The organism is Streptomyces sp. NBC_00572, from assembly GCF_026341815.1.
Lineage (GTDB): Bacteria > Actinomycetota > Actinomycetes > Streptomycetales > Streptomycetaceae > Streptomyces.
In genome coordinates this window covers 814,831-839,050 of record NZ_JAPENX010000001.1, presented here as the reverse complement: position 1 = coordinate 839,050, position 24,220 = coordinate 814,831, and the positions used below count along the sequence as shown (strand labels likewise).

25 protein-coding genes are annotated in these 24,220 nt (G+C 72.1%); 19 read left to right on the top strand and 6 right to left on the bottom strand.

The features are described 5' to 3' along the window. Positions 1-145: 145 nt before the first annotated feature. Positions 146-3,685, top strand: coding sequence for a DNA polymerase III subunit alpha (gene dnaE / locus OG514_RS03885; protein ID WP_266890821.1), 3,540 nt, complete (start codon positions 146-148; stop codon positions 3,683-3,685). 100 nt (positions 3,686-3,785) lie between these two features. Here the strand turns inward: dnaE and OG514_RS03880 are convergent, their stop codons facing one another. Beyond that, positions 3,786-3,962, bottom strand: a complete 177-nt coding sequence (locus tag OG514_RS03880; RefSeq protein WP_266890820.1) for a hypothetical protein — start codon at positions 3,960-3,962, stop codon at positions 3,786-3,788. Between the two features lie 216 nt (positions 3,963-4,178). Between OG514_RS03880 and OG514_RS03875 the strand changes: the two genes are divergently transcribed. From OG514_RS03875 to OG514_RS03860, 4 genes are all read left to right on the top strand, one after another. After that, positions 4,179-5,585 (top strand): NYN domain-containing protein, encoded by a 1,407-nt coding sequence (locus OG514_RS03875; protein ID WP_266890819.1) that lies wholly within the window; start codon positions 4,179-4,181, stop codon positions 5,583-5,585. 11 nt (positions 5,586-5,596) lie between these two features. Further along, a complete protein-coding gene (locus OG514_RS03870; protein ID WP_266890818.1) occupies positions 5,597-6,577 on the top strand; it encodes an ABC transporter ATP-binding protein in 981 nt (326 codons plus the stop codon). Positions 6,578-6,809: 232 nt separating this feature from the next. Continuing rightward, a complete protein-coding gene (locus OG514_RS03865; protein WP_266900740.1) occupies positions 6,810-7,613 on the top strand; it encodes an ABC transporter permease in 804 nt (267 codons plus the stop codon). Positions 7,614-7,647: 34 nt separating this feature from the next. After that, complete coding sequence (locus OG514_RS03860) at positions 7,648-8,289, top strand: DUF2567 domain-containing protein (RefSeq protein ID WP_266890817.1); 642 nt, start codon at positions 7,648-7,650, stop codon at positions 8,287-8,289. A gap of 88 nt (positions 8,290-8,377) precedes the next feature. On the opposite strand, the gene ybaK is transcribed toward OG514_RS03860, so the two are convergent. From ybaK to OG514_RS03840, 4 genes are all read right to left on the bottom strand, one after another. Next, positions 8,378-8,875: a Cys-tRNA(Pro) deacylase gene (gene ybaK, locus OG514_RS03855; RefSeq protein ID WP_266890816.1), complete on the bottom strand. Its 498-nt coding sequence runs from the start codon at positions 8,873-8,875 to the stop codon at positions 8,378-8,380. 90 nt (positions 8,876-8,965) lie between these two features. Then, positions 8,966-9,703, bottom strand: a complete 738-nt coding sequence (locus OG514_RS03850; protein ID WP_266890815.1) for an LON peptidase substrate-binding domain-containing protein — start codon at positions 9,701-9,703, stop codon at positions 8,966-8,968. 11 nt (positions 9,704-9,714) lie between these two features. Next, positions 9,715-10,767 carry a hypothetical protein gene (locus tag OG514_RS03845; protein ID WP_266890814.1) on the bottom strand — a complete coding sequence of 351 codons (1,053 nt, stop codon included), beginning with the start codon at positions 10,765-10,767 and terminating at the stop codon, positions 9,715-9,717. Between the two features lie 147 nt (positions 10,768-10,914). After that, entirely contained in the window at positions 10,915-12,540 is a 1,626-nt protein-coding gene (locus OG514_RS03840; RefSeq protein WP_266890813.1) for an oxidoreductase, read from the bottom strand. 203 nt (positions 12,541-12,743) lie between these two features. On the opposite strand from OG514_RS03840, the gene hisD reads away from it, so the two are divergent. From hisD to OG514_RS03790, 10 genes are all read left to right on the top strand, one after another. After that, complete coding sequence (gene hisD / locus OG514_RS03835; RefSeq protein WP_266890812.1) at positions 12,744-14,087, top strand: histidinol dehydrogenase; 1,344 nt, start codon at positions 12,744-12,746, stop codon at positions 14,085-14,087. Further along, positions 14,084-15,190 (top strand): histidinol-phosphate transaminase, encoded by a 1,107-nt coding sequence (locus OG514_RS03830; protein WP_266890811.1) that lies wholly within the window; start codon positions 14,084-14,086, stop codon positions 15,188-15,190. Before hisD ends, OG514_RS03830 begins: the two co-directional genes overlap by 4 nt. Continuing rightward, positions 15,187-15,780: an imidazoleglycerol-phosphate dehydratase HisB gene (gene hisB, locus OG514_RS03825; protein WP_015032911.1), complete on the top strand. Its 594-nt coding sequence runs from the start codon at positions 15,187-15,189 to the stop codon at positions 15,778-15,780. The genes OG514_RS03830 and hisB overlap by 4 nt, the downstream gene beginning before the upstream one ends. A gap of 2 nt (positions 15,781-15,782) precedes the next feature. After that, positions 15,783-15,947, top strand: coding sequence for a hypothetical protein (locus tag OG514_RS03820; RefSeq protein ID WP_187623890.1), 165 nt, complete (start codon positions 15,783-15,785; stop codon positions 15,945-15,947). After that, a complete protein-coding gene (gene hisH / locus OG514_RS03815) occupies positions 15,944-16,591 on the top strand; it encodes an imidazole glycerol phosphate synthase subunit HisH (protein WP_266890810.1) in 648 nt (215 codons plus the stop codon). The genes OG514_RS03820 and hisH overlap by 4 nt, the downstream gene beginning before the upstream one ends. A gap of 2 nt (positions 16,592-16,593) precedes the next feature. Continuing rightward, positions 16,594-17,325: a bifunctional 1-(5-phosphoribosyl)-5-((5-phosphoribosylamino)methylideneamino)imidazole-4-carboxamide isomerase/phosphoribosylanthranilate isomerase PriA gene (gene priA / locus OG514_RS03810; protein ID WP_266890809.1), complete on the top strand. Its 732-nt coding sequence runs from the start codon at positions 16,594-16,596 to the stop codon at positions 17,323-17,325. Continuing rightward, the gene (locus tag OG514_RS03805; RefSeq protein WP_266890808.1) at positions 17,322-17,720 is read left to right on the top strand and encodes a RidA family protein; all 399 of its coding nucleotides are present in this window, start codon (positions 17,322-17,324) and stop codon (positions 17,718-17,720) included. The genes priA and OG514_RS03805 overlap by 4 nt, the downstream gene beginning before the upstream one ends. Next, on the top strand, positions 17,717-18,472 hold the full coding sequence (gene hisF / locus OG514_RS03800) for an imidazole glycerol phosphate synthase subunit HisF (protein ID WP_266890807.1): 756 nt from the start codon (positions 17,717-17,719) through the stop codon (positions 18,470-18,472). The genes OG514_RS03805 and hisF overlap by 4 nt, the downstream gene beginning before the upstream one ends. A gap of 115 nt (positions 18,473-18,587) precedes the next feature. Beyond that, entirely contained in the window at positions 18,588-19,175 is a 588-nt protein-coding gene (locus OG514_RS03795) for a transcriptional regulator (protein WP_266890806.1), read from the top strand. Continuing rightward, complete coding sequence (locus tag OG514_RS03790; RefSeq protein ID WP_266890805.1) at positions 19,172-20,413, top strand: MFS transporter; 1,242 nt, start codon at positions 19,172-19,174, stop codon at positions 20,411-20,413. Before OG514_RS03795 ends, OG514_RS03790 begins: the two co-directional genes overlap by 4 nt. A 57-nt stretch (positions 20,414-20,470) precedes the next feature. On the opposite strand, the gene OG514_RS03785 is transcribed toward OG514_RS03790, so the two are convergent. Next, entirely contained in the window at positions 20,471-21,106 is a 636-nt protein-coding gene (locus OG514_RS03785; protein WP_266890804.1) for a TIGR03085 family metal-binding protein, read from the bottom strand. Between the two features lie 84 nt (positions 21,107-21,190). Here OG514_RS03785 and hisI point away from each other — a divergent pair, with 84 nt between their 5' ends. The 4 genes from hisI to OG514_RS03765 all read left to right on the top strand — a co-directional run bounded on the left by hisI (position 21,191) and on the right by OG514_RS03765 (position 24,140). Beyond that, entirely contained in the window at positions 21,191-21,565 is a 375-nt protein-coding gene (hisI, locus tag OG514_RS03780; protein ID WP_266890803.1) for a phosphoribosyl-AMP cyclohydrolase, read from the top strand. 11 nt (positions 21,566-21,576) lie between these two features. Continuing rightward, the gene (locus tag OG514_RS03775; protein WP_266890802.1) at positions 21,577-23,067 is read left to right on the top strand and encodes an anthranilate synthase component I; all 1,491 of its coding nucleotides are present in this window, start codon (positions 21,577-21,579) and stop codon (positions 23,065-23,067) included. A 14-nt stretch (positions 23,068-23,081) separates the two neighbouring features. Further along, complete coding sequence (locus tag OG514_RS03770) at positions 23,082-23,732, top strand: TIGR02234 family membrane protein (protein WP_266890801.1); 651 nt, start codon at positions 23,082-23,084, stop codon at positions 23,730-23,732. A gap of 159 nt (positions 23,733-23,891) precedes the next feature. Beyond that, positions 23,892-24,140 carry an HGxxPAAW family protein gene (locus OG514_RS03765; RefSeq protein WP_266890799.1) on the top strand — a complete coding sequence of 83 codons (249 nt, stop codon included), beginning with the start codon at positions 23,892-23,894 and terminating at the stop codon, positions 24,138-24,140. Positions 24,141-24,220 lie beyond the last annotated feature (80 nt).

Here is a 24,220-nt window from a genome sequence, read left to right as displayed (position 1 = left end):
AATTGGGACAGGTGTTCCAAGCCTCTCAACGCGCGACCCTAGCCCCGAGTGCCCGTCGGCTGTCAGTCGCGCGACGTAGACTTCCACGCTGTCCCCCCAGACTGTCCGCAGCCTGTCGCTCAGCGTTTTCCGGAGGCCTCCCGCCGTGACCAAGCCGCCCTTCACGCACCTCCACGTCCACACCCAGTACTCGCTGCTGGACGGTGCCGCGCGGCTCAAGGACATGTTCAACGCGTGCAACGAGATGGGCATGACCCATATCGCGATGTCCGACCACGGCAACCTGCACGGGGCCTACGACTTCTTCCACACGGCCAAGAAGGCCGGGGTGACGCCGATCATCGGCATCGAGGCGTACGTCGCCCCCGAGTCCCGGCGCAACAAGCGGAAGATCCAGTGGGGCCAGCCGCACCAGAAGCGGGACGACGTCTCCGGTTCCGGTGGTTACACCCACAAGACGATCTGGGCGGCGAACTCCACCGGACTCCACAACCTCTTCAAGCTCTCCTCCGACGCCTACGCCGAGGGCTGGCTGCAGAAGTGGCCCCGGATGGACAAGGAGACCATCTCCAAGTGGTCGGAGGGGCTCATCGCCTCCACCGGCTGCCCCTCCGGCGAGCTGCAGACCCGGCTCCGCCTCGGCCAGTTCGACGAGGCCCTGAAGGCCGCCTCCGAGTACCAGGACATCTTCGGCAAGGAGCGGTACTTCCTGGAGCTCATGGACCACGGCATCGAGATCGAGCGCCGGGTCCGCGACGGGCTCCTGGAGATCGGCAAGAAGCTCGGCATCCCGCCGCTCGTCACCAACGACTCGCACTACACGTACGCGCACGAGTCGACCGCGCACGACGCCCTGCTCTGCATCCAGACCGGCAAGAACCTCTCCGATCCGGACCGCTTCCGCTTCGACGGCACCGGCTACTACCTCAAGTCCACCGACGAGATGTACGCCATCGACTCGTCGGACGCCTGGCAGGAGGGCTGCCGCAACACCCTCCTGGTCGCGGAGCAGATCAACACCGACGGCATGTTCGTCGAGAAGAACCTCATGCCGAAGTTCGACATCCCGGAGGGGTACACCGACACCACCTGGTTCCGCGAGGAGACCATGCGGGGCATGCACCGCCGGTTCCCCGGAGGCATCCCCGAGGACCGCCTGAAGCAGGTCGAGTACGAGATGGACACGATCATCTCGATGGGCTTCCCCGGCTACTTCCTCGTCGTCGCCGACTTCATCATGTGGGCGAAGGCGCAGGGCATCGCCGTGGGCCCCGGCCGAGGCTCGGCGGCCGGCTCGATCGTCGCGTACGCCATGGGCATCACCGACCTCGACCCGATCCCGCACGGACTGATCTTCGAGCGCTTCCTCAACCCCGAGCGCATCTCGATGCCCGATGTCGACATCGACTTCGACGAGCGTCGGCGCGTCGAGGTGATCCGGTACGTGACGGAGAAGTACGGCTCCGACAAGGTCGCCATGATCGGCACGTACGGCAAGATCAAGGCGAAGAACGCCATCAAGGACTCCGCGCGCGTCCTCGGCTACCCGTACGCCATGGGCGACCGGCTCACCAAGGCCATGCCCGCCGACGTCCTCGGCAAGGGCATCGACCTCAACGGCATCACCGACCCCTCGCACCCGCGCTACAGCGAGGCCGGCGAGATCCGCGCGATGTACGAGAACGAACCGGACGTCAAGAAGGTCATCGACACCGCCCGGGGCGTCGAGGGCCTGGTCCGCCAGATGGGCGTGCACGCGGCCGGCGTGATCATGTCCAGTGAGCCCATCGTCGACCACGCGCCGATCTGGGTGCGGCACACGGACGGCGTGACCATCACGCAGTGGGACTACCCCCAGTGCGAGTCGCTCGGCCTGATCAAGATGGACTTCCTGGGCCTCAGGAACCTCACGATCATGGACGACGCCGTCAAGATGGTGAAGGCCAACAAGGGCGTCGACCTCGACCTGCTCGCCCTGCCGCTGGACGACCCGAAGACCTTCGAACTGCTCCAGCGCGGTGACACCCTCGGCGTCTTCCAGTTCGACGGCGGCCCCATGCGTTCGCTGCTGCGGCTGATGAAGCCCGACAACTTCGAAGACATCTCCGCCGTGTCCGCCCTGTACCGGCCGGGCCCGATGGGCATGAACTCGCACACGAACTACGCCCTGCGCAAGAACGCGCAGCAGGAGATCACCCCGATCCACCCCGAGCTGGAGAAGCCGCTCGAAGAGGTGCTCGCGGTCACCTACGGCCTGATCGTGTACCAGGAGCAGGTGCAGAAGGCCGCCCAGATCATCGCCGGCTACTCGCTCGGCGAGGCCGACATCCTGCGCCGCGTGATGGGCAAGAAGAAGCCCGACGAACTGGCGAAGAACTTCACGATCTTCCAAGAGGGCGCCCGCAAGAACGACTTCAGCGACGAGGCGATCCAGGCGCTCTGGGACGTACTGGTCCCCTTCGCCGGCTACGCCTTCAACAAGGCGCACTCCGCCGCGTACGGCCTGGTCTCCTACTGGACCGCCTACCTCAAGGCGAACTACCCCGCCGAGTACATGGCCGGCCTGCTCACCTCGGTCAAGGACGACAAGGACAAGTCCGCCGTCTACCTCAACGAGTGCCGCCGCATGGGCATCAAGGTGCTCCCGCCGAACGTCAACGAGTCCGAGTCGAACTTCGCCGCCCAGGGCGACGACGTGATCCTCTTCGGCCTCTCCGCCGTGCGGAACGTCGGCACCAACGTCGTCGAGTCGATCATCAGGTCGCGCAAGGCGAAGGGGAAGTACTCGACCTTCCCCGACTTCCTCGACAAGGTCGAGGCCGTCGTCTGCAACAAGCGGACCATCGAGTCGCTGATCAAGGCCGGCGCCTTCGACGAGATGGGCCACACCCGCAAGGGCATGGTCGCCCACCACGAACCGATGATCGACAACGTGGTCGCGGTCAAGCGCAAGGAGGCCGAAGGACAGTTCGACCTCTTCGGCGGCATGGGCGAGGAGACGAGCGACGAGCCGGGCTTCGGGCTGGACGTCGAGTTCTCCGACGTCGAGTGGGAGAAGTCCTACCTGCTCGCCCAGGAGCGCGAGATGCTCGGCCTGTACGTCTCCGACCACCCGCTCTTCGGCATCGAGCACATCCTGTCCGACAAGACGGACGCGGCGATCTCCCAGCTCACCGGCGGGGAGCACTCCGACGGCGCGGTCGTCACCATCGGCGGCATCATCTCCGGCCTCCAGCGGAAGATGACCAAGCAGGGCAACGCCTGGGCGATCGCCACCGTCGAGGACCTGGCCGGCTCCATCGAGTGCATGTTCTTCCCGGCCACCTACCAGCTGGTCTCCACCCAGCTGGTCGAGGACACGGTCGTCTTCGTCAAGGGACGCCTCGACAAGCGCGAGGACGTGCCCCGGCTCGTCGCCATGGAGCTGATGGTCCCCGACGTGTCGAACGCCGGGACCAACGCGCCGGTGATCCTCACCATCCCCACCGTCAAGGTGACCCCGCCGATGATCACCCGGCTCGGTGAGATCCTGGGCCACCACAAGGGCAACACCGAGGTACGGATCAAGCTCCAGGGCCCCCGGACCACGACCGTGCTCCGGCTCGACCGGCACCGGGTGACGGCCGATCCGGCCCTCTTCGGCGACCTGAAGGTGCTGCTCGGCCCGTCCTGCCTGGCCGGCTGATCATTCGTCCCTCCTGGTCCGGCCGGGAGGGACCTCCCGAACACGCGCAAGGGGCGCGCCCGTCGTCACGGGCGCGCCCCTTTGCCGTACGCGGACGCCGTCAGTTGTGGCCGAAGCGCTTCTGACGGCCCTTGCGGGCCACGTCGCTCGGCAGGACCTGAGACGCACGCTGTGACGCCTCGGACTCCAACGCCGACTGCTGCGCCTGCTGGGCGCCGCGCTCGGCCGGGGACTGCTGCTGCTTCTGGCTGCGGTTCTGGTTGCGGTTCTTGGCCATGGGGATGCCTCCTCAAAGGGACCTAGGGGCCAGGGCCGCTGTCAGATTCACATACCGCACGAACCGCCGCATGTTGGATCATTACGGAGCGTAAGGGCCCCGTGAACGTGACATCCGCCACGCCGATGATCCAGTTCCGACCGTCGAGCCCCCGGCCTTCGGGCAGACTCGAAGGAAATCCGAAGCAACTTCCGATCCCGAGGTTCCCGAAAGAGGGTGGAACACGTGGACCGCTGCGTCGTCCTGGTGGACGCCGGCTACCTGCTGGGTGCCGCCGCCAGTCTTCTCGCCGGGGAACCGGCCCGCTCCAGGATCACCGTCGATCACGCCGGGCTCATCCAGCAGCTGCGCCAGCGCGCCGAGGCCGAGACAGCGCTGCCCCTCCTGCGGATCTACTGGTTCGACGGTGCGCCCGACCGGGTGCCCCAGCCCGAGCACCGCAGACTGCGGGTGATGCCCCGGGTCACCGTCCGGCTGGGCGCCCTGACGAGGAGCGACGGACGCTGGGCGCAGAAGGGCGTCGACGCGGCGATGCACACCGAGCTGACCGAGCTCGCCAGGAACCGGGCCTGCTCCGACATCGTGCTCGTCACCGGCGACGGCGATCTGCTGCCCGGTCTGATGTCGGCCAAGGAGCACGGCGTCGCCGTCCACCTCTGGGCCGTCCAGGCCGCCGACGGCGACTACAACCAGTCCGAGGACCTGGTCGCCGAGGCCGACGAACGCCGTGTGCTGGACCGGACCTGGATCACCCGGGCCGTCCGCGCCAAGGACCTCACGGGGATCTGTTCGCCCCCGCCCGCCCCGCGCCCCGAGATCGCCGCCATCCTGTCCGCGCCGCTGCCCGAGGCGGCCCTGGCCGCCTCCGCCGAACGGGCCGCCGAGGCGGCGGCCGCCGGCGGGGCCTCCGGCGAGGTCGCCACCGCCAACGGCAACGGCCACGCGGGCAACGGTCACGTCCACCACGGCAACGGCCACGCCCACAGCACCGGTCACCTCCGTGAGGACGACCACGGCCACGGCACCGGTCACCTCCGTGAGGACGACCACGGCCACGGCGCCGGGGCCGGCGTCCCCGCCCCGGCCGGCGGAAAGGGCGTCCCCACCCCCAAGGACCTCGCGGGACTGCGCGCCCCCGGCGCCGCCCCCGCCACCCCGGGCGCCCCCGTGCCACAGGGTGCGAGCGCCCTCCGCTGGTCCTCCGACCGGGGCTGGGTCGAGCGCCCCGCCCCCACGCTCGGCGAACCGGCCGAGACCGCCTCCCTGCCCACCCTCGCCGCCCTCACCAGTGCCGAGCAGCGCTGGGCGGACCGCGAGGAGGACATCACCACCGTCGGCGGCGATCCGTTCGAAGTCGGACAGGTGTTCGCTCGCCGGTGGATGGAGCGGCTTCCCGAGCAGAGCCACGTCTCGAAGCTGTCCACCCTCTACCCCCGCATCCCGCACCGCATCGACGGCGAACTCCTCCGGTACGCCGCCCGATTCGGGCTGCTCGCCCACAAGGACGACCAGATCGACGAGCACGACCGGTATGCGATCCGGGCGGGATTCTGGCGCGAGATCGACGTCCGGGCCGCCGCCGAACACGCCCCCACGCCCGGAGCGGGCCCGGCGACCCCGTAGGCTCTTCCCCCGTGAGTACGGTGTGCGTGGTGCGGGACCTGGTCAAGACGTACCCCGCCACGCGCGGCGGGCGCGGTGCGCCCGCGACACCCGAGGTGCGGGCCACCGACGGGATCAGTCTCGACGTGCGCGGCGGCGAGATCTTCGGCCTGCTCGGCCCCAACGGCGCCGGCAAGTCCACTCTCGTCCGCCAGCTCACCGGGCTCATGCGCCCCGACTCCGGCAGCGTCCGCCTCCTCGGCCACGACCTGGTGCGCCACCCCGAGCGGGCGGCCCGGCTCCTCGCCTACCTCGGCCAGGAGTCCACCGCCCTCGACGAGCTGACCGTCGCCCTCGCCGCCGAGACCACCGGGCGGCTGCGCGGCCTCACCGCCCACGACGCGCGCGCCGAGCGCGACGCCGTCCTGGACGAGCTCGGCCTCGGCGCGCTCGCCTCCCGGCCGCTCAGGAAGCTCTCCGGCGGCCAGCGCCGGCTCGCCTGCTTCGCCGCCGCGCTCGTCGGCGAGCGCCCCGTCCTCGTCCTCGACGAGCCCACCACCGGCATGGACCCGGTCGCCCGCCGCGCCGTCTGGGCGGCCGTCGACCGGCGACGCGCCGAACACGGCACCACCGTGCTGCTCGTCACCCACAACGTCATCGAGGCCGAGACCGTCCTCGACCGCGTCGCCGTCCTCGAACACGGCAAGGTCATCGCCTGCGACACCCCCGCCGGACTCAAGGAACGCGTCGCGGGCGAGATCCGCGTCGAACTGGTCTGGCGCGAGTCGGCGCCCCTCCACCTGCCCGAGGTCGCCGCGCTGGGCGGACTCGCCCAGGAGACGGGAAGGCGCTGGATCCTCCGGCTCGCCCCGGACGCGGCCCGTGCGGCCGTCGCCACCGTCACCGGCGGGGCCGCGTTCGCCGCACTCGACGACTTCACGCTCGCCACGCCCAGCCTGGAGGACGTGTACCTGGCGCTGGGCGGCGCGAACGAGGGGCTGGTGAAGGCGTGACCGGTGAAGGCGTGACCCCTCACGTGACCCTGGCATCTCACGTGGCCCTTGCCTCTCACGTAGCCCTGGCATCCCACGTAGCCCTTGCCTCTCACGTAGCCCTGGCATCCCACGTAGCCCTTGCCCCTCTCGTAGCCCGTGTGTCGCACGTGACCCGTGCACCTCACGTACTGCCCGTACCGCACGTCACCCCCAGGAGCTGTACGCAGTGAGCACCGTGCCCGCCGAGGCCCTGCCGACCGGCGCGCTTTCCGTCCGGGACCACGACGGCGAGGAGGCCGCCGCGCCCCTCGCCCCGCGTGCCCGGCTGCTGCCGGCCCTGGCCGCCGTCTACCGCGCGCAGCTCTCCCGCGCCCGGGTCGCCCGCATCCCGCTGCTCTTCGTCGCCACCTTCCAGTCCATCGGGATCATGGTCCTGATGCGCGGGGTCGTCGACGGGGGCTCCGAGGCGCGCGCCGTCGTGGCCGGTTCCACCGTCCTCGTCGTCGCCTTCGTCGCGCTCAACCTGCTCGCCCAGTACTTCGGGCAGCTGCGGGCCACCGGCGGCCTCGACCACTACGCCACCCTGCCCGTGCCGCCCGCCGCCGTCGTGCTCGGCGCCGCAGGGGCGTACGCCTCCTTCACCGTGCCCGGGACGGCCGTCACCGCCGTCGCCGGTTCCGTGCTCTTCGGGCTGCCGCTCGGCCACCTCTGGATCCTCGCCGCCGTCGTCCCGCTCGCCGGAGCCGCGCTCGCCGGGCTCGGCGCGGCCCTCGGGCTCCTCGCGCCGCGGCAGGAGTTCGCCACCCTCCTCGGCCAGCTCGGCATGTCCGCCGCCCTGCTCCTCGGTGTGCTCCCGGCGGAGCGGCTGCCGGGGCCCATCGGCTGGGCCCGGGACCTGCTGCCGTCGACGTACGGCGTGGAGGCTCTGGCCCGTACCTTCGACCCGCGTCCCGACTGGGCGGCCGTCGCCCTCGACCTCGCCGTGTGCGGGGTGGTCGGCGTGGTCTCCCTGGCCGTCGCCACCTGGGCGTACCGGCGGGCCGCCGTCCGCTGAGGCGGGCCACAGACACACCTGGCACGATGGCGGGGTGACCGCACCCCTGACTCCGCCTCACCAGCCATCGCCGCACGACCCCGACTGGCCCCCGCCGCCCCCGCCGATGCACGGCCCGGCCGGGGACCCGATCACGATGGCCGAGGTCCTGCAGGGTGTCCTGGTCACCGTCGTCTCGGCGATCGCGGGGGCGCTGCTCGGAGTGCTGTGGCTGAATCTGGCCCCGCGGATCCTGCTCATCTCGGACGGCAAGGGCGTCTACCTCCGCAACTCGGAGGGGGAGGCGGCGATCGGCGCGGACGGAACGTTTGTCCTCCTCGCGCTGGCCTTCGGCGCGGTCGCCGCGCTCGTCGTCTTCCTCGCGCGCCGCAAGGGCGGCGTCCCGCTCGTCCTCGGTCTCGCGCTCGGCGGCGTCCTCGGCTCGCTGCTCGCCTGGGGCCTCGGGACGTCCTTCGGCCCGACGAGCGACGTGGTCGCCCACGCCAAGGCCGTCGGCCCCAACATCGCCTTCGAGGCGCCGCTCGAACTGAACTTCGCGGCCGCCGCGATGCTGGCCTGGCCGCTCGCCGCGATGATCGTGCACCTGGCGCTCACGGCCCTCTTCGGCCCGCGCGACCCGGAACCCGAACCGTGGGGCGAGCCGAAGCCGTACACCCAGGGCCCGAGCCCGAGCTGAAGGCCGTCGTTCTCCGCCCCCGGTTACCTCCCGGGGGCGGTTTGCCGACCCGGCTGCCTTCCCGGCCTCAGGGCCGCCGCGCCGGACGTCAGGCGCGGCCGATCGGGGCCACGACCGCCGCCGTGAGCGCGGCCAGGTCGGCGGGGGAGAGCTCCACCTCAAGGCCGCGCCGGCCCGCCGAGATGCAGATGGACGCGTGCTCCGAGGCCGAGGCGTCGAGGACCGTGCGGAGCCGCTTGCGCTGGCCGAGCGGGGAGATGCCGCCCCGGACATAGCCTGTGGTGCGCTCCGCAGCCGCCGGGTCCGCCATCGCCGCGCGCTTGCCGCCGACCGCCGAGGCCAGCGCCTTCAGGTCGAGCTGGCCCGCGACCGGGACCACCGCGACCGTCAGCTCGCCGTCGACGTCCGCCACCAGGGTCTTGAAGACCCGGTCCGGGGAGACCCCGAGGGCTTCCGCCGCCTCCTCGCCGTACGAGGGGGAGGCCGGGTCGTGCTCGTACGCGTGCAGGGTGAACGGGGTGCCGGACGCCGTCAGGGCCACCGTCGCCGGGGTGCCGCCGCTGTTCTTCTTCTGCTTCTTCGCCACGCGCGCTCTTCCTCGGCTGGGGTCGGCTCGGATCGGATCGGTTCGGCACGGGCGGCTCGGATCGGGTCGGCTCGGTTCGGCCCGGTCGGCTCAGTTCGGGTACGTCGGGGCCTGCGTCAGGTCCACCACCGGCAGCGACGGCAGATGCCGCAGCACCGCCGTCTCCGCGCGCAGCAGCGTCAGCTCCTCGCGCAGCCGGGTCGCGGTGTCCGGAGCCTGGAGCAGCCGCTGCTTCGACGGTGTGTCGAGCACCGCCGCCGCCGCGACCAGGTACGACACCACCGAGGGGTCGTCCGGCAGCTCACTCGTCGTCAGCGAACGCTCGCGCGCCCCCGCGAGCCGCTTCTGGTAGCTGCGGAAGGCCCGGAGCACCCCCTCGGAGAGGGTGCCGGCCTCCTCGCCCTGCTCCTCCGGGATCTCCTCGACCTCGGCGACCAGGAACGGCCCGCTCGCGTCGACCGACAGCAGCTTCACCCGGGTCGTGCCGGTGGCCGTCACTTCGTAGCTGCCGTTGGCGCGCTCCCGGATCTGCACCGCGTCGGCGATACAGCCGACCCGGTGGAAGGACTGGATGGGGTCGGAGCCGAAGCCCGCGGCCGGGCCCTTCTCCGGCAGCGCCGTCTGGTCCGGCATGCCGGGAGCGGTCGGCGCGACCTCGCGGCCGTCACGGATGGCGACGACGGCGAAGCGGCGGGGCTCCGAGTCGTCGATCGTGAGCAGCTCGCGCATCATGGCGCGATAACGCTCCTCGAAGACGTTCAGCGGCAGCACGAGGCCAGGGAACAGCACCGCGTTGAGCGGGAAGAGAGGCAGGCGAGCGGTGGTCACAGCGGTCAAGCCTAATGGCCGCCGGGCCCGCCCCGTCCGGCCCGTCCATCTCCGGTGTCCCAGAGGGGCGTACGGCGGGCCAGCTCGGTCCCGACCCGGTCCCGCGCGGCGAGGAACCCGCGCAGCGGATCCTCCCGTACGGCTCCCCGCCCGGCTCCTTGCGCGGACCCCCACGGGAACGAGGTCGCATGGGCCCCGATCCGGCCGAACTCCTCCCGCGCCTCCTCCCACCGCGCCCGCTCGACCAGCACATGGGCCAGCAGATTGCGGACCTCGGCCGGCCACGGGTCTCCCGCGGGGAAGACCGCCGACAGGGCCAGGGCACGGTCCGCCGCCCGGTCGATCCGCGCCTCCGGCACGGACGGGTCCCGGTCCGGCGGCACCCGGAGCCGGTCGTGGGCCGCTCGGACCGGCAGCGCCCGCACGAGCGAGTCCGGGGCGGCATCGTCCGCCGCCTGCTCGGCGAAGTCGAAGGCGGCCCGGTGCGAGCCGTACCACTGCGCGGACAGGTACTTCAGGGCCGCGACATGACTGCCGTAGTGGTGCGGGGAGCGGCGCACGGCCTGCTCCCAGAGCGACTCGAAGACGGTGGGCCCGGCGTGCGCCCCGCGCGCGTGGTCCAGGGCGAGACGCCACGGCACCGGGTCGTGCGGGGCCCCCTCGGCGACCGTGTGGATCAGCGGCCCGAGCTCGCGCAGCCGCTCCGCCCGCGCGGGCGACTCCCAGGCCCTGCGGACGGCGAGCTGCGCCGTGACGAGCAGGGCGTCGGGGTCGCCGGGCGCGGCGGAGAGCCAATGGGTCAGCCATTCGTCCCTGCTGTACGCGAAGGTGGCGAGCCGGGTGACGTACCGGTCGCGGTCCTCCCACTCACCGGCGTCCCTGGTGGTGGCGAGCAGCTTCGCGGCGGGCTCCGGGTCGGCGAGCGCGGCGGCGACCAGGGCGGGGGCGAGCCGCTCGTCCGGGGCGTCGAGCAGCACGTCGTCGCCCGGCACGAACCCGGCGGTGAGCCGCGGGGAGTGCCGAGCCGAACGGACGGAGCCGATCAGGGAACGGAGCAAGAACATGGTGCGACGTATTGTCTCCCGCCCCCTCCCGCGCCCGCAGCCCGCCTCACGCCCCTCACACCAAACCTCCGCCGCCTCACCCCCTGCCGGGCACGGTGGTCACCGCGCCTCCTCACCCCTGCGCGGCACGGTGGTCGCCGCGCCTCGTCACCCCCTGCTCAGGAGTCGCGTCGCGCCCGCCGCCACCGTCGTCGCCAGGATCCAGCCCAGCAGGATCAGCACCGCCGCCACCCACTGCCAGATCCCCTCAAGTCGCCAGTAGCCGTCCTGGCCGAGATTGATCACCGGGAGCAGCAGGTCGAGCGCGTACAGCGTGCCGTTCCACTCGGGGGCCTCCTCCGCCTTCAGCGGTATCGGGTGGTAGCGGGAGAAGGCCACCGTGCCCGCGCCCCACAGGACCGCCATCCACAGCGCCGCCCGGCCCGGCCGGTAGCCGTAGGCCACGGTCCAGTCCTGGAGGTAGCCCCAGAGCTTCCCCGCCAGCGGCAGGGTCTCCCGTCTGCGCCGCTGCTTGGCGAGCAGCACCTCGCGGGCGTCGGCGTCCTCCCCGCTGTTCCGCAGGACAGTCGCCAGGCGCTCGTACGGCTCGGGGGCGTACTCCGGGGTCGCCGCCGCCACCCACTCCAGCCGCCGGGCCAGCGGGAAGTGTCCGTACGGCACGAGGTTCTCGTAGGCGAAGCCGCCCATCGCGAGCCCGCCGGGGCCCGGCCAGCTCGTCGACAGGTCGATCAGGGTGACGACCTTCGCGCCGTTGAGCACGACGCGGCCCTCCTCCGGGCGCTCGCCGTTGAACCGGAGCTCCGGGGTGACGATCCGGCGCAGCGAGACCTCCTCCCGGCGCGCCCCGCTCAGCAGGAACCGGGCGTGGTGCAGGTCCACCGCGTCACCGAACCGGCCGTCGTCGAGCCGCACCCCGCCGTGGCACTCCACCGGCTTGCGGCGGGCGCCGTGGGCGGGTGTCACCCCGTACGGCGGGGTGGACGTCGAGCCGCCGCCCGGGTACCCCGAGCTCCCGTACGCCCCGGCGTCCTCGTACACCCAGGCCGCGTTCAGATAGAGCGAGCGCTCCACCGTCAGCTGCGGTGCGTTGAGCGCGCGGCGGCCCTGCGCGCCACGCATCACGCTGCCCCGCAGGCTGAGCGAGACGCCGACCTTCGCCCCGCGCAGGCTCAGTTCCCCGTGCGTCTCGATCAGCTCGGCCTGGAGGTCCTGGGCGACCACCATCCCGTCCGCCGCGATGGCCCGGCCGCGCCGGTCCGGCCACACCTGGATCTGGTTGATCAGCAGGTCCGTGCCGATCTGCGCGTCGGTGAGCCGGATGCCCCACTTCACCCGGCAGCGGGGCAGATGCAGGTCCCCCTCGGTGTGCAGCCGGGCGGCCTCAAGGCGCGGCAGCGCGCACTCGACCATCCGCAGCGTGCCGAAGCGGGCCTCGGGCAGCACCACCTCGCCGTCGAACCGGCACCCCTGCAGCTCGACGTACGGCCCTATCGTCCCGCCTGCCAGGTTCAGCACGCCGGTGATCCGGACACCGCGCAGCTTCAGCGCGGCCACCCGGCCGGACCTGGCCGGCGGCCCGGCGAGCAGTAGCAGCGCCACCACGTCGGCGCGGACACTCCGCTCCTCCCCCCACTCCCGTCCCCCGAAGGGGTCGTCCCGCTCCGCGTTCCCCTCCGTCAGGTCGCACGTCCTGCCGACCCGGAACGCCCGCCACACGGCCCGCTCCGGGCCCGTGAGACCGTCCGGCATCCCGTCCTCGTGCGGCTCGGTCACTGCCGCCCCCCTCGCTTTCCACGATCCGTTCCCACGATTCCCCGATCCCTTTTCCGGGGGTTCGTGGATTCGTACAGCCGTTCTTCCCGTTGAGTAACGGGCTGAACGCTAACGGTCAGGAGTGGCGACAAGACGCCACTGTGGCGTGTATCAGCCAGTGATACGGGCGTCCGGCGCTGTGGGCCGTCTGCGAGAATTGACCCGTGATCTCTCGAATCGATCTGCGCGGCGAGGCCCTCCCCGAGGGTTCCGCCCTGCGCGACCTGCTGCCCCGTGCCGAGTTCGACGTGGAAGCCGCCCTGGAGACGGTGCGGCCGATCTGCGAGGACGTCCGGCATCATGGCGCGGCCGCGGTGATCGAGTACGGGGAGAAATTCGACGGCGTCCGCGTCCCGAGCCTGCGCGTCCCCGCCGAGGCGATCACCCGCGCCCTCGACGAGCTGGCCCCGGCCGTCCGTGCCGCCCTGGAGGAGTCCATCCGGCGCGCCCGCCTCGTCCACCGCGAGCAGCGCCGCACCACCCACACCACCCAGGTCGTCCCCGGCGGCACGGTCACCGAGAAGTGGATCCCGGTCGAGCGCGTCGGTCTGTACGTGCCGGGCGGCCGCGCCGTCTACCCGTCCTCCGTCGTGATGAACGTCGTCCCGGCCCAGGAGGCCGGTGTCGAGGGCCTGGCCGTCGCCTCGCCCCCGCAGAAGGAGTTCGGCGGACTTCCGCACCCGACGATCCTCGCCGCCTGCGCCCTGCTCGGCGTCGACGAGGTGTACGCCGCCGGCGGTGCCCAGGCCATCGCCATGTTCGCGTACGGCACCGAAGGCACGGACGGTGATCCCGGCTGCGCCCCGGTCAACCTGGTCACCGGCCCCGGCAACATCTACGTGGCCGCCGCCAAGCGCCTCCTCAAGGGCCGCATCGGCATCGACGCCGAGGCCGGCCCGACGGAGATCGCGATCCTCGCGGACTCCACCGCCGACCCCGTGCACGTCGCCGCCGACCTCATCAGCCAGGCCGAGCACGACCCGATGGCCGCCTCCGTCCTCGTCACCGACTCGGACGAGCTGGCCGCCGCCACCGAGGCCGAGCTGAAGACCCAGGTCGCCGCCTCCAAGCACGTCGACGACCGGATCGTCCCGGCCCTCGCCGGCCGCCAGTCCGCGATCGTCCTCGTCCGCGACATCGCCGACGGCCTCAAGGTCGTCGACGCGTACGGCGCCGAGCACCTGGAGATCCAGACCGCCGACGCGACCGCCGTCGCCGACCGCGTCCGCAACGCGGGCGCGATCTTCGTCGGCCCCTGGGCCCCGGTCTCCCTCGGCGACTACTGCGCCGGTTCCAACCACGTCCTGCCCACCGGCGGCTGCGCCTGCCACTCCTCGGGCCTCTCCGTGCAGTCCTTCCTGCGCGGGGTGCACATCGTGGACTACACGCGGGACGCGCTCGCCGACGTCGCCCACCACGTGGTGACCCTCGCCGAGGCCGAGGACCTCCCGGCCCACGGCGCGGCGGTCAAGGCCCGGTTCGGGTGGAAGGTGCCGGTGACCAAGTGACCGGAATCGACGATCTGCCCGTCCGTGACGAGCTGCGCGGCAAGTCCCCCTACGGCGCGCCCCAGCTCGACGTCCCCGTCCAGCTGAACACCAACGAGAACCCCTACCCGCTGCCCGAGCCCCTGGTGGCCCGGATCGCCGAGCGGGTCGCCGAGGCCGCCCGCGGCCTCAACCGCTACCCCGACCGGGACGCGGTCGAGCTGCGCACCGAGCTCGCCCGCTATCTCACCCGGACCGGCAAGCACCCGGTCGCCACCGAGAACGTCTGGGCGGCCAACGGTTCCAACGAGGTCCTCCAGCAGCTGCTGCAGACCTTCGGCGGCCCGGGCCGTACCGCGATCGGTTTCGAGCCCTCGTACTCGATGCACGCGCTGATCGCCCGCGGCACCGGCACCGGCTGGATCTCCGGCCCGCGCAACGAGGACTTCACGATCGACGTCGAGGCGGCCGCGCAGGCCATCGCCGTGAACGCGCCGGACGTCGTCTTCATCACCTCGCCCAACAACCCCACCGGCACGGCCGTCGACGCACGGACCGTGGAGACGCTGTACGAGGCGGCCCAGGCGGCCAAGCCCTCGATGGTGGTCGTGGACGAGGCGTACGTGGAGTTCAGCCACCGGGACTCGCTGCTGCCCCTCATCGAGGGCCGTACGAACCTGGTGGTCTCCCGGACCATGTCCAAGGCCTTCGGCGCCGCCGGACTGCGCCTCGGCTACCTCGCCGCCCACCCGGCCGTCGTCGACGCCGTCCAGCTGGTCCGGCTGCCGTACCACCTCTCCGCCGTCACCCAGGCGACCGCGCTCGCCGCCCTGGAGCACACCGACACCCTCCTCGGGTACGTCGAGCAGCTCAAGGCCGAGCGCGACCGGCTCGTCACCGAGCTGCGCGGGATCGGCTACGAGGTCACCGATTCGGACGCCAACTTCGTGCAGTTCGGGAAGTTCCCCGACACGCACGCGGCCTGGCAGCGGATCCTCGACCGGGGCGTCCTGGTCCGGGACAACGGCGTACCGGGATGGCTGCGGGTCACCGCGGGCACCCCCGAAGAGAACGACGCGTTCCTCGACGCGGTTCGTGAATTGATGAAGGAGCAGGAGCGATGAGCCGCGTAGGCCGCGTTGAGCGCACCACCAAGGAGACCTCCGTCGTCGTCGAGATCGACCTCGACGGCACCGGAAAGGTCGATGTGTCGACCGGGGTCGGCTTCTACGACCACATGCTCGACCAGCTCGGCCGGCACGGCCTGTTCGACCTGACCGTCAAGACCGACGGCGACCTGCACATCGACTCGCACCACACGATCGAGGACACCGCCCTCGCCCTCGGCGCCGCCTTCAAGCAGGCCCTCGGCGACAAGGTCGGCATCTACCGCTTCGGCAACTGCACCGTCCCGCTGGACGAGTCGCTCGCCCAGGTGACCGTCGACCTCTCCGGCCGCCCGTACCTCGTGCACACCGAGCCCGAGAACATGGCGCCGATGATCGGCTCGTACGACACGACGATGACCCGGCACATCTTCGAGTCCTTCGTCGCCCAGGCCCAGATCGCCCTGCACATCCACGTGCCGTACGGGCGCAACGCCCACCACATCGTGGAGTGCCAGTTCAAGGCCTTCGCCCGCGCCCTCCGCTACGCCTCCGAGCGCGACCCGCGCGCCGCCGGAATCCTCCCCTCCACGAAGGGCGCGCTCTAAACGTGAACGGCCTCTCCACCATCCTCATCGTCGTCGGGCTCTTCCTGCTCGGCGGCATCTACTCCTTCGTCAAGCAGCAGATGCCCAAGGGCCTCATCGCGCTCGTCGCCTTCGGCGCCGCGATGTGCCTCGTCGCCGGTGTGCTGCGGCTGGACGTGTGGGCATGACCGCGAGCACCCCCAAGAAGGTCGTCGTCTTCGACTACGGCTTCGGCAACGTGCGCTCGGCCGAGCGCGCCCTCGCCCGGGTCGGCGCCGACGTCGAGATCACCCGCGACTACGACACCGCGATGAACGCCGACGGACTCCTCGTCCCCGGCGTCGGCGCCTTCTCCGCCTGCATGAAGGGGCTCAAGGAGGCCCGCGGCGAGTGGATCATCGGCCGCCGGCTCGCCGGTGGCCGCCCGGTCATGGGCATCTGCGTCGGCATGCAGATCCTCTTCGCCCACGGCATCGAGCACGGCGTGGAGAGCGAGGGCCTCGACGAGTGGCCCGGTACGGTCGAACCGCTGAACGCCCCCGTCGTCCCCCACATGGGCTGGAACACGGTCGACGTGCCCCGGGACAGCGAGCTGTTCGCGGGCCTCGACGCCGACGCCCGGTACTACTTCGTGCACTCCTACGCGGTGCGCGAGTGGACCCTGGAGGTCGGCAACGTCAACATCCGCGCCCCCAAGGTCACCTGGGCCACCCACGGCGAGCCCTTCGTCGCGGCCGTCGAGAACGGCGCCCTGTGGGCGACCCAGTTCCACCCCGAGAAGTCCGGCGACGCCGGAGCCCAGCTCCTCACCAATTGGATCGAGACCCTCTGATCATGGCTCAGAAGCTTGAACTCCTCCCCGCCGTCGACGTCCGCGACGGCCAGGCCGTCCGCCTCGTGCACGGCGAGTCCGGCAGCGAGACCTCCTACGGCTCCCCGCTGGAGGCGGCCCTCGCCTGGCAGCGCTCGGGCGCCGAGTGGCTGCACCTCGTGGACCTCGACGCCGCCTTCGGCACCGGTGACAACCGGCAGCTGATCGCCGAGGTCGCCCAGGCCATGGACATCAAGGTCGAGCTCTCCGGCGGCATCCGCGACGACGCCTCCCTCGCCGCCGCCCTCGCCACCGGCTGCACCCGAGTCAACCTCGGCACCGCCGCCCTGGAGACCCCCGAGTGGGTCGCCAAGGTCATCGCCGAGTACGGCGACAAGATCGCCGTCGGACTCGACGTGCGCGGCACGACCCTGCGCGGCCGCGGCTGGACCCGCGACGGCGGCGACCTCTACGAGACGCTCGCCCGCCTCGACTCCGAGGGCTGCTCCCGCTACGTCGTCACCGACATCGCCAAGGACGGCACCCTTCAGGGCCCCAACCTGGAGCTCCTGAAGAACGTCTGCGCGGCCACCGACAAGCCCGTCGTCGCCTCCGGCGGCGTGTCCTCCCTGGACGACCTGCGGGCCCTGTCCGGCCTCGTCACGCTGGGCGTCGAGGGCGCGATCGTCGGCAAGGCGCTGTACGCCAAGGCGTTCACCCTCGAAGAAGCGCTGGAGGCGGTGGCGTCGGCATGACCGATTCCGTACGCAAGGTCGTCACCGGCGCTCCCTGGGAGGAGCAGTTCGGCTACTCCCGCGCGGTGGAACTGCCGAACGGTCTTGTCCTCGTCGCCGGCTGTACGTCGGTGATCGGCGGCCAGATCGCCGGCGGAGGCCCGTACGAGCAGGCGATCAACTCCTTCAACGTGGCCTTCGACGCGCTCAAGAAGCTCGGCCTGGGCCCGGAGGACGTCGTCCGCACCCGGATGTACATCACCCACGCCCGGGACGTGGACGAGGTCGGCCGCGCCCACAAGGAGCTGTTCGACGCCGTCCGCCCCGCCGCGTCGATGATCATCGTCTCCGGTTTCGTCGACCCCAGCCTGGTCGTCGAGGTCGAGGTCGAGGCGTACCGGGGGAGTGCGGAATGACTCTCGCCGTACGGGTGATCCCCTGCCTGGACGTCGACAACGGCCGGGTCGTCAAGGGCGTCAACTTCCAGAACCTGCGGGACGCGGGCGACCCCGTCGAGATGGCCAAGCTGTACGACGCCGAGGGCGCCGACGAGCTGACCTTCCTCGACATCACCGCCTCCTCCGGCAACCGGGAGACCACCTACGACGTGGTGCGCCGCACCGCCGAGCAGGTCTTCATCCCGCTCACGGTCGGCGGCGGCGTCCGCTCGGCCGAGGACGTCGACAAGCTGCTGCGGGCGGGCGCCGACAAGGTCGGCGTCAACACCGCCGCCATCGCGCGCCCCGAGCTGATCCAGGAGATCGCGGAGCGCTTCGGCCGCCAGGTGCTCGTCCTCTCGGTCGACGCCCGGCGCACGGCCTCCGGCTCCTTCGAGGTGACGACGCACGGCGGCCGCCAGGGCACCGGCATCGACGCCGTCGAGTGGGCGCACCGGGCCGCCGAGCTGGGCGCGGGCGAGATCCTGCTCAACTCGATGGACGCGGACGGCACGAAGGACGGCTACGACACCGAGATGATCGCGGCCGTACGCAAGCACGTCACGGTCCCGGTCATCGCCTCCGGCGGCGCGGGCAAGCTCTCCGACTTCCCGCCGGCGGTGGCGGCGGGCGCGGACGCGGTGCTCGCGGCCTCCGTCTTCCACTTCGGCGATCTGCGGATCTCGCAGGTCAAGGACGAGCTGCGGAGGGCGGGCCACCCGGTCCGCTGACCTGACCCGATGTCACGAAGGGCCCCCTCGGGGGCCCTTCGCTTTCCTCGAATGCACAGGATAAGTTGTGCAATTTTCGTTGCGCACATTTTCTTGTGTATCTAGGGTCGGATGCATGACCTCGCCGGAGAACCGCCGGATCACCGATCTCGGCACCCTCAAAGCCATCTCGCACCCGCTGCGGATGCGCCTCTACCGAGCCCTCTTCGTGGCCCGCACCGCCACCGCCTCCCAGCTCGCCGACCAGGTCGACGAAGCCGTCTCGCTGGTCAGCTACCACCTGCGCAAGCTCGCCGAGCACGGCCTCATCGAGGAGGCCGAGGGCCGGTCGGAGGACGGCCGGGAACGCTGGTGGCAGCCCTCCTCGTACGGGCTCAGCATCCGCGACGAGGACGTCCGGGGCACCCCCGAACTGGTCGCCGCGAGCGACGCCCTCAGCCGTACGATCAACGACCAGCGGACCGACCTCCACCAGCGCTTCCTCGACGAGCGCCTCAGTTGGCCCGATGCCTGGCGCTCCGCCGCCATCAGCTCCGAGTGGCTGCCGCGCCTCACCTCCGAGGAACTCGCCGCGCTCGGCGAGGAACTCGACGCCGTCTGCGAGAAGTACGACCGGCGCGCCCGCGCCGCCGAGGCCGCCGGCGACACCGAGGGCCGCGAGAAGGTCGCCGTCCACCTCCACGGCTTCCCCTACCGCTCATGACGGCCACCACCGCCCCCGCCGACGTCGAGCGGCCCGCCCACCGCGACCCCGACGTGCTGCGCTGGCTCGGCGCCTACACCGCGTCCACCACCGGCGACATGGTCTACCACCTGGCCCTCGCCTGGGCCGCCGTGCACGGCGGCACCCCCGCGCAGGCCGGGCTCGTCCTCGCCCTCAGCGCCGTGATGAGAGCCCTGCTGATGCTCGGCGGGGGAGTCGTCGCCGACCGCTTCGGGCCCCGGCGGATCGTGATCTCCTCCGACGCGGTCCGCTGTGCCGTCGTCCTCGGCCTCGCCGCGCTCCTCGCCCTCACCTCACCCGGGCTGTGGGTCCTCGCCGTCGTCGCACTCGTCTTCGGGGCCGTGGACGCCCTGTTCCTGCCCGCCGTGGGCGCCCTCCCGCCACGGATAGCCGCCCCCGCGCAGCTCGCCCGGGTCCAGGGCATGCGCGGCCTCGCCTACCGGATCTCCGTCCTGACCGGTGCGCCGCTCGGCGGCCTCGCGGTCGCCCTCGGCGGACCGGCCGCCGCGTTCGGGGCCGCCGGGCTGCTCTTCGCCTTCTCGCTGCCCCTGCTCCTGACACTCCGCCTCAAGCCGCTGCCGACCGACGGCACGGCACGGGAAGGGACCACAGCCCTCCGCGACCTCACGGACGGCCTTCGCTACCTCCGCCGCCACCGCGTCCTCGGCCCCCTGATGATCGTCGTCGCCCTCAGCGACCTGGGCTTCGTCGGCCCCCTGAACGTCGGCCTCGCGCTGCTCTCCGACGCCCGCGGCTGGGGCGCCGCCGGCATCGGCTGGGTCCTGGCCGGCTTCGGTGCGGGGGCGGGATCCGCGTCCCTGGTCCTGACCGTACGGGGCCGCGTCCCGCGCGCCGGGGCCGTCCTCTCCTGGACCATCGCCCTCGGCGCGGTCTCGATCGCCGCCCTCGCCTACGTGCCCAGGCTTCCGGTCGCCGTCGCCGTGTCGGTCTCGATCGGCCTGCTCGCCGGCCTCAGCGGCGCCCTGTGCGGCGCGCTCACCCAGACCGAGAGCGACCCCGCCTACCTGGGCCGGGTCACCTCGGTGTCCACCTTCTTCAGCCTCGGCGTCGCCCCGCTGAGCTTCCCGCTCACCGGCGCGGCCGTCGGCCTCTGGGGCCCCGGGCCGGTCTTCACGGCCAGCGCCGCCGTCTGCGCCCTCGGCGGCGTGTACGGCCTCCTGACCCCGGCCCTGCGCCGCGCCGAGCTGCCCCGCTAGGCCCCGTCCGGCGGATCAGGGCCGGGCCGCGACCTGATCCGCCGGACGGGACCCGGCTCAGAGCCCCAGCTGCTTCGTCTCCCGCAGGCGCTCGATCGCCTCCGGCTCCCCGTCCAGCTCCACCTTGGCCGAGTCCTGGCGGCCGTACAGGTACATCGTCAGCTCACCCGGCTCCCCGGAGACCGTCACCACCGGGGTGCCGCGGTGGGCGACCGCCGTCTGGCCGTTCGGGCGGCGCAGCACCAGGCCGACCGGGACCTTGCGGCCGAGCAGGCGGGCCGTGCGCTCCAGGCGGGACCAGAGGGCGTCCGCGAAGACCGGGTCGAGCTCGCGCGCCGACCATTCGGGCTGGGCCCGGCGTACGTCCTCGGCGTGGACGTAGAACTCGACGACGTTCGCGCCCTCGTCCACCTGCTTGATGGTGAACGGAGAGAACTTCGGCGGCCCCGTCCGGATGAGCTGGATCAGCTCCTCGTACGGCTTGTCGGCGAACTCCGCCTGCACCCGGTCCTGCCGGTCCTTCAGCGCCGGTACGAGCGAACCGGCCGCCGCGTCCGGGCGCCGCTCCCGCACCACCACATGGGCCGCGAGGTCCCGGGTCCGCCAGCCCTCGCAGAGCGTCGGCGCATCGGGGCCCGCCGCCTCCAACAGGTCGGCGAGCAGAAGCCGTTCACGTTTGGCATGGGTCGACATGACCGCCAGCGTACGGCGGGTGCCGCCGGTCCGCCCAGTGGACGCCCCGCCGGACACCACCCCGGATCGCGGCACAATGGCGCCATGAGCAGCAATCTCGACCCGGCCCTCTCCGCCCGGCTCAAGCGCAGCCCCGACGGGCTCGTCCCCGCCATCGCCCAGCAGTACGACACCGGCGAGGTGCTGATGCTCGGCTGGATGGACGACGAGGCCCTCCACCGCACCCTCACCACCGGCCGCTGCACCTACTGGTCCCGCAGCCGCCAGGAGTACTGGGTCAAGGGCGACACCTCCGGGCACGTACAGCACGTCAAGTCCGTCGCCCTCGACTGCGACGCCGACACCGTCCTCGTCAAGGTCGACCAGGTCGGAGCAGCCTGCCACACCGGCGCCCGGACCTGCTTCGACGCCGACGTGCTCCCCGTGACCACGTCCGACGTGCACCCCGTCTCCGAGTAGGGTCTGGCGCCATGGATCTCGACACCTTCCGCAAGCTGGCGGCCGACCGCCGTGTCATCCCCGTCAGCCGCCGGCTGCTCGCGGACGGCGACACCCCGGTCGGGCTCTACCGCAAGCTCGCCGCCGAACGGCCCGGCACCTTCCTCCTCGAATCCGCGGAGAACGGCCGCAGCTGGTCCCGGTACTCCTTCATCGGCGTCCGCAGCGACGCCACCCTGACGGTGAAGGACGGCGAGGCCCACTGGCTGGGCACCCCGCCCGTCGGCGTCCCCACGGACGGCGACCCGCTCCTGGCCCTGCGCGCCACCGTCGAGACCCTCCACACCCCGCGCGACCTCGCTTCCGGGATGCCGCCGTTCACCGGTGGCATGGTCGGCTACCTGGGCTACGACATCGTCCGCCGCCTGGAGAAGATCGGCGACTCCACCCGGGACGACCTGCGGCTCCCCGAGCTGACCATGCTCCTCACCAGCGACCTCGCGGTCCTCGACCACTGGGACGGCTCGGTCCTGTTGATCGCCAACGCGATCAACCACAACGACCTGGAGACCGGCGTCGAGGAGGCGTACGCGCACGCCGTCGCCCGCCTCGACGCCATGGAGGCCGACCTGGCCCGCCCGGTCGCCACCGCCCCCACCGCGCTGCCCGCCTCCGAACTCCCCGAGTTCTCCGCGCTCTGGGGCGGACCGGCCTACCAGGACGCCGTCGAGGACATCAAGGAGCGCATCCGGGCGGGCGAGGCCTTCCAGGTCGTGCCCTCGCAGCGGTTCGAGACCCCGTGCACCGCCTCCGCGCTCGACGTCTACCGGGTCCTGCGGGCCACCAACCCCTCCCCGTACATGTACCTCTTCCGCTTCGAGAACGGCTTCGACGTCGTCGGTTCCAGCCCCGAGGCCCTCGTCAAGGTCGAGGACGGGCACGCGCTGCTCCACCCCATCGCCGGCACCCGGCACCGCGGCGCCACCCCGCAGGAGGACCACGACCTCGCCGAGGAACTCCTCGCCGACCCCAAGGAGCGCGCCGAGCACCTCATGCTCGTCGACCTCGGCCGCAACGACCTCGGCCGCGTCTGCACGCCCGGCTCCGTCGAGGTCGTCGACTTCATGTCCGTCGAGCGCTACTCGCACGTCATGCACATCGTCTCCACCGTGACCGGCGAGGTCGCCGAGGGCAGGACCGCCTTCGACGTCCTCACCGCCTGCTTCCCGGCCGGCACGCTCTCCGGCGCGCCCAAGCCCCGCGCCATGCAGATCATCGAGGAGCTCGAACCCTCCCGGCGCGGCCTGTACGGCGGATGTGTCGGTTATCTCGATTTCGCCGGTGACGCGGACACGGCCATCGCCATCCGCACCGCCCTGCTCCGCGACGGAACCGCGTATGTGCAGGCCGGAGCGGGTGTCGTCGCCGATTCCGATCCCGTCGCCGAGGACAACGAGTGCCGCAACAAGGCCGCGGCCGTCCTCCGGGCCGTTCACACCGCCAACCGGATGAACGGCGCCTGACCACGTAGGGGATAGTGGGGTACGTGAGTGCCGTACCCGTACCCCAGCCCCGGGCCGCCCGCGCGGCCGTCCCCACCGGCGGCCGCCGCAGCCTGGCCGCGGCCCTCCTCCTCGGCGCCCTCGGCGCCACCGTCGTCCTGCTCTCCGCCGGCCAGATCTGGGCGGAGGGCACCGCGTCCGTCGGCGGCGGCAGCGTCCCCGTCGAGGCGGACGGAGGCACCGTCACCGGTGTGCCGACCGCCCTCGCGATCGTCGGTCTCGCCGCGCTCTTCGCCGTCTTCGCCGTCCGCCGCACCGGCCGCACCCTCGTCTCCGCGCTCCTCGCCCTCAGCGGCGCGGGCGCCGCGGTCGCCGCGGTCCTCGGCGCGTCCGACAGCGCCGCGCTGAACGCCGAGGCCGCCCGCATCAGCGGCGACACCGCAGCCGCCGTCGTGGGCCTGACCCACACCGTCTGGCCGTACGTGACCGCCGCCGGCGCCGTCCTCATCCTGCTCGCCGGCCTCCTCGCGCTGCGCTTCGGCAAGACCTGGCCCGCGATGGGCGGCCGCTACGAGCGCTCCGGCACCCCCCGCGCGGCGCGCAAGGCTCCCACGACCGACCCGGACCGGCCCGAGGACCTGTGGAAGGCCCTGGACCGCGGCGAGGACCCCACGCACGGCGCCTGACGGGGCCGATCCACGGCGCCCGACGGGGGAGCCGACCGCGACGCGTGATCGTCCCGGTACCCCCGATTCACCCTCGCGCGCCCGTGTGCGGGACAATGAGCGCCGAGAGTCCGCGCACGCGAGACCTCACCATCGAGCAACTGCAACGAGGAGCAACTCATGGCGGGCAGCGCCCACGGACACACCCCGGCCGCCTGGACCGGTGTCATCATCTCCTTCATCGGCTTCTGCATCGCCGGGGTCTTCATGGTGGCCGCCAACCTGCCCGGTTTCTGGGCCGGCATGGGTGTCATCGTGCTCGGTGGCATCGTCGGCGGCGCGATGAAGGCCGCGGGCCTCGGCATGCCGAAGGAGTCGGCGGCCGTCGCCGCCGCCCGCGAGGTCGCGACCGCGCAGGCCCGTTCCTGACGCGACACGACACATCCGACAGCGCAGTCCGGCCGTGCCGGGCTGCGCTCTCGCGCGTCCGGGGCGAGAATCACCGGGTG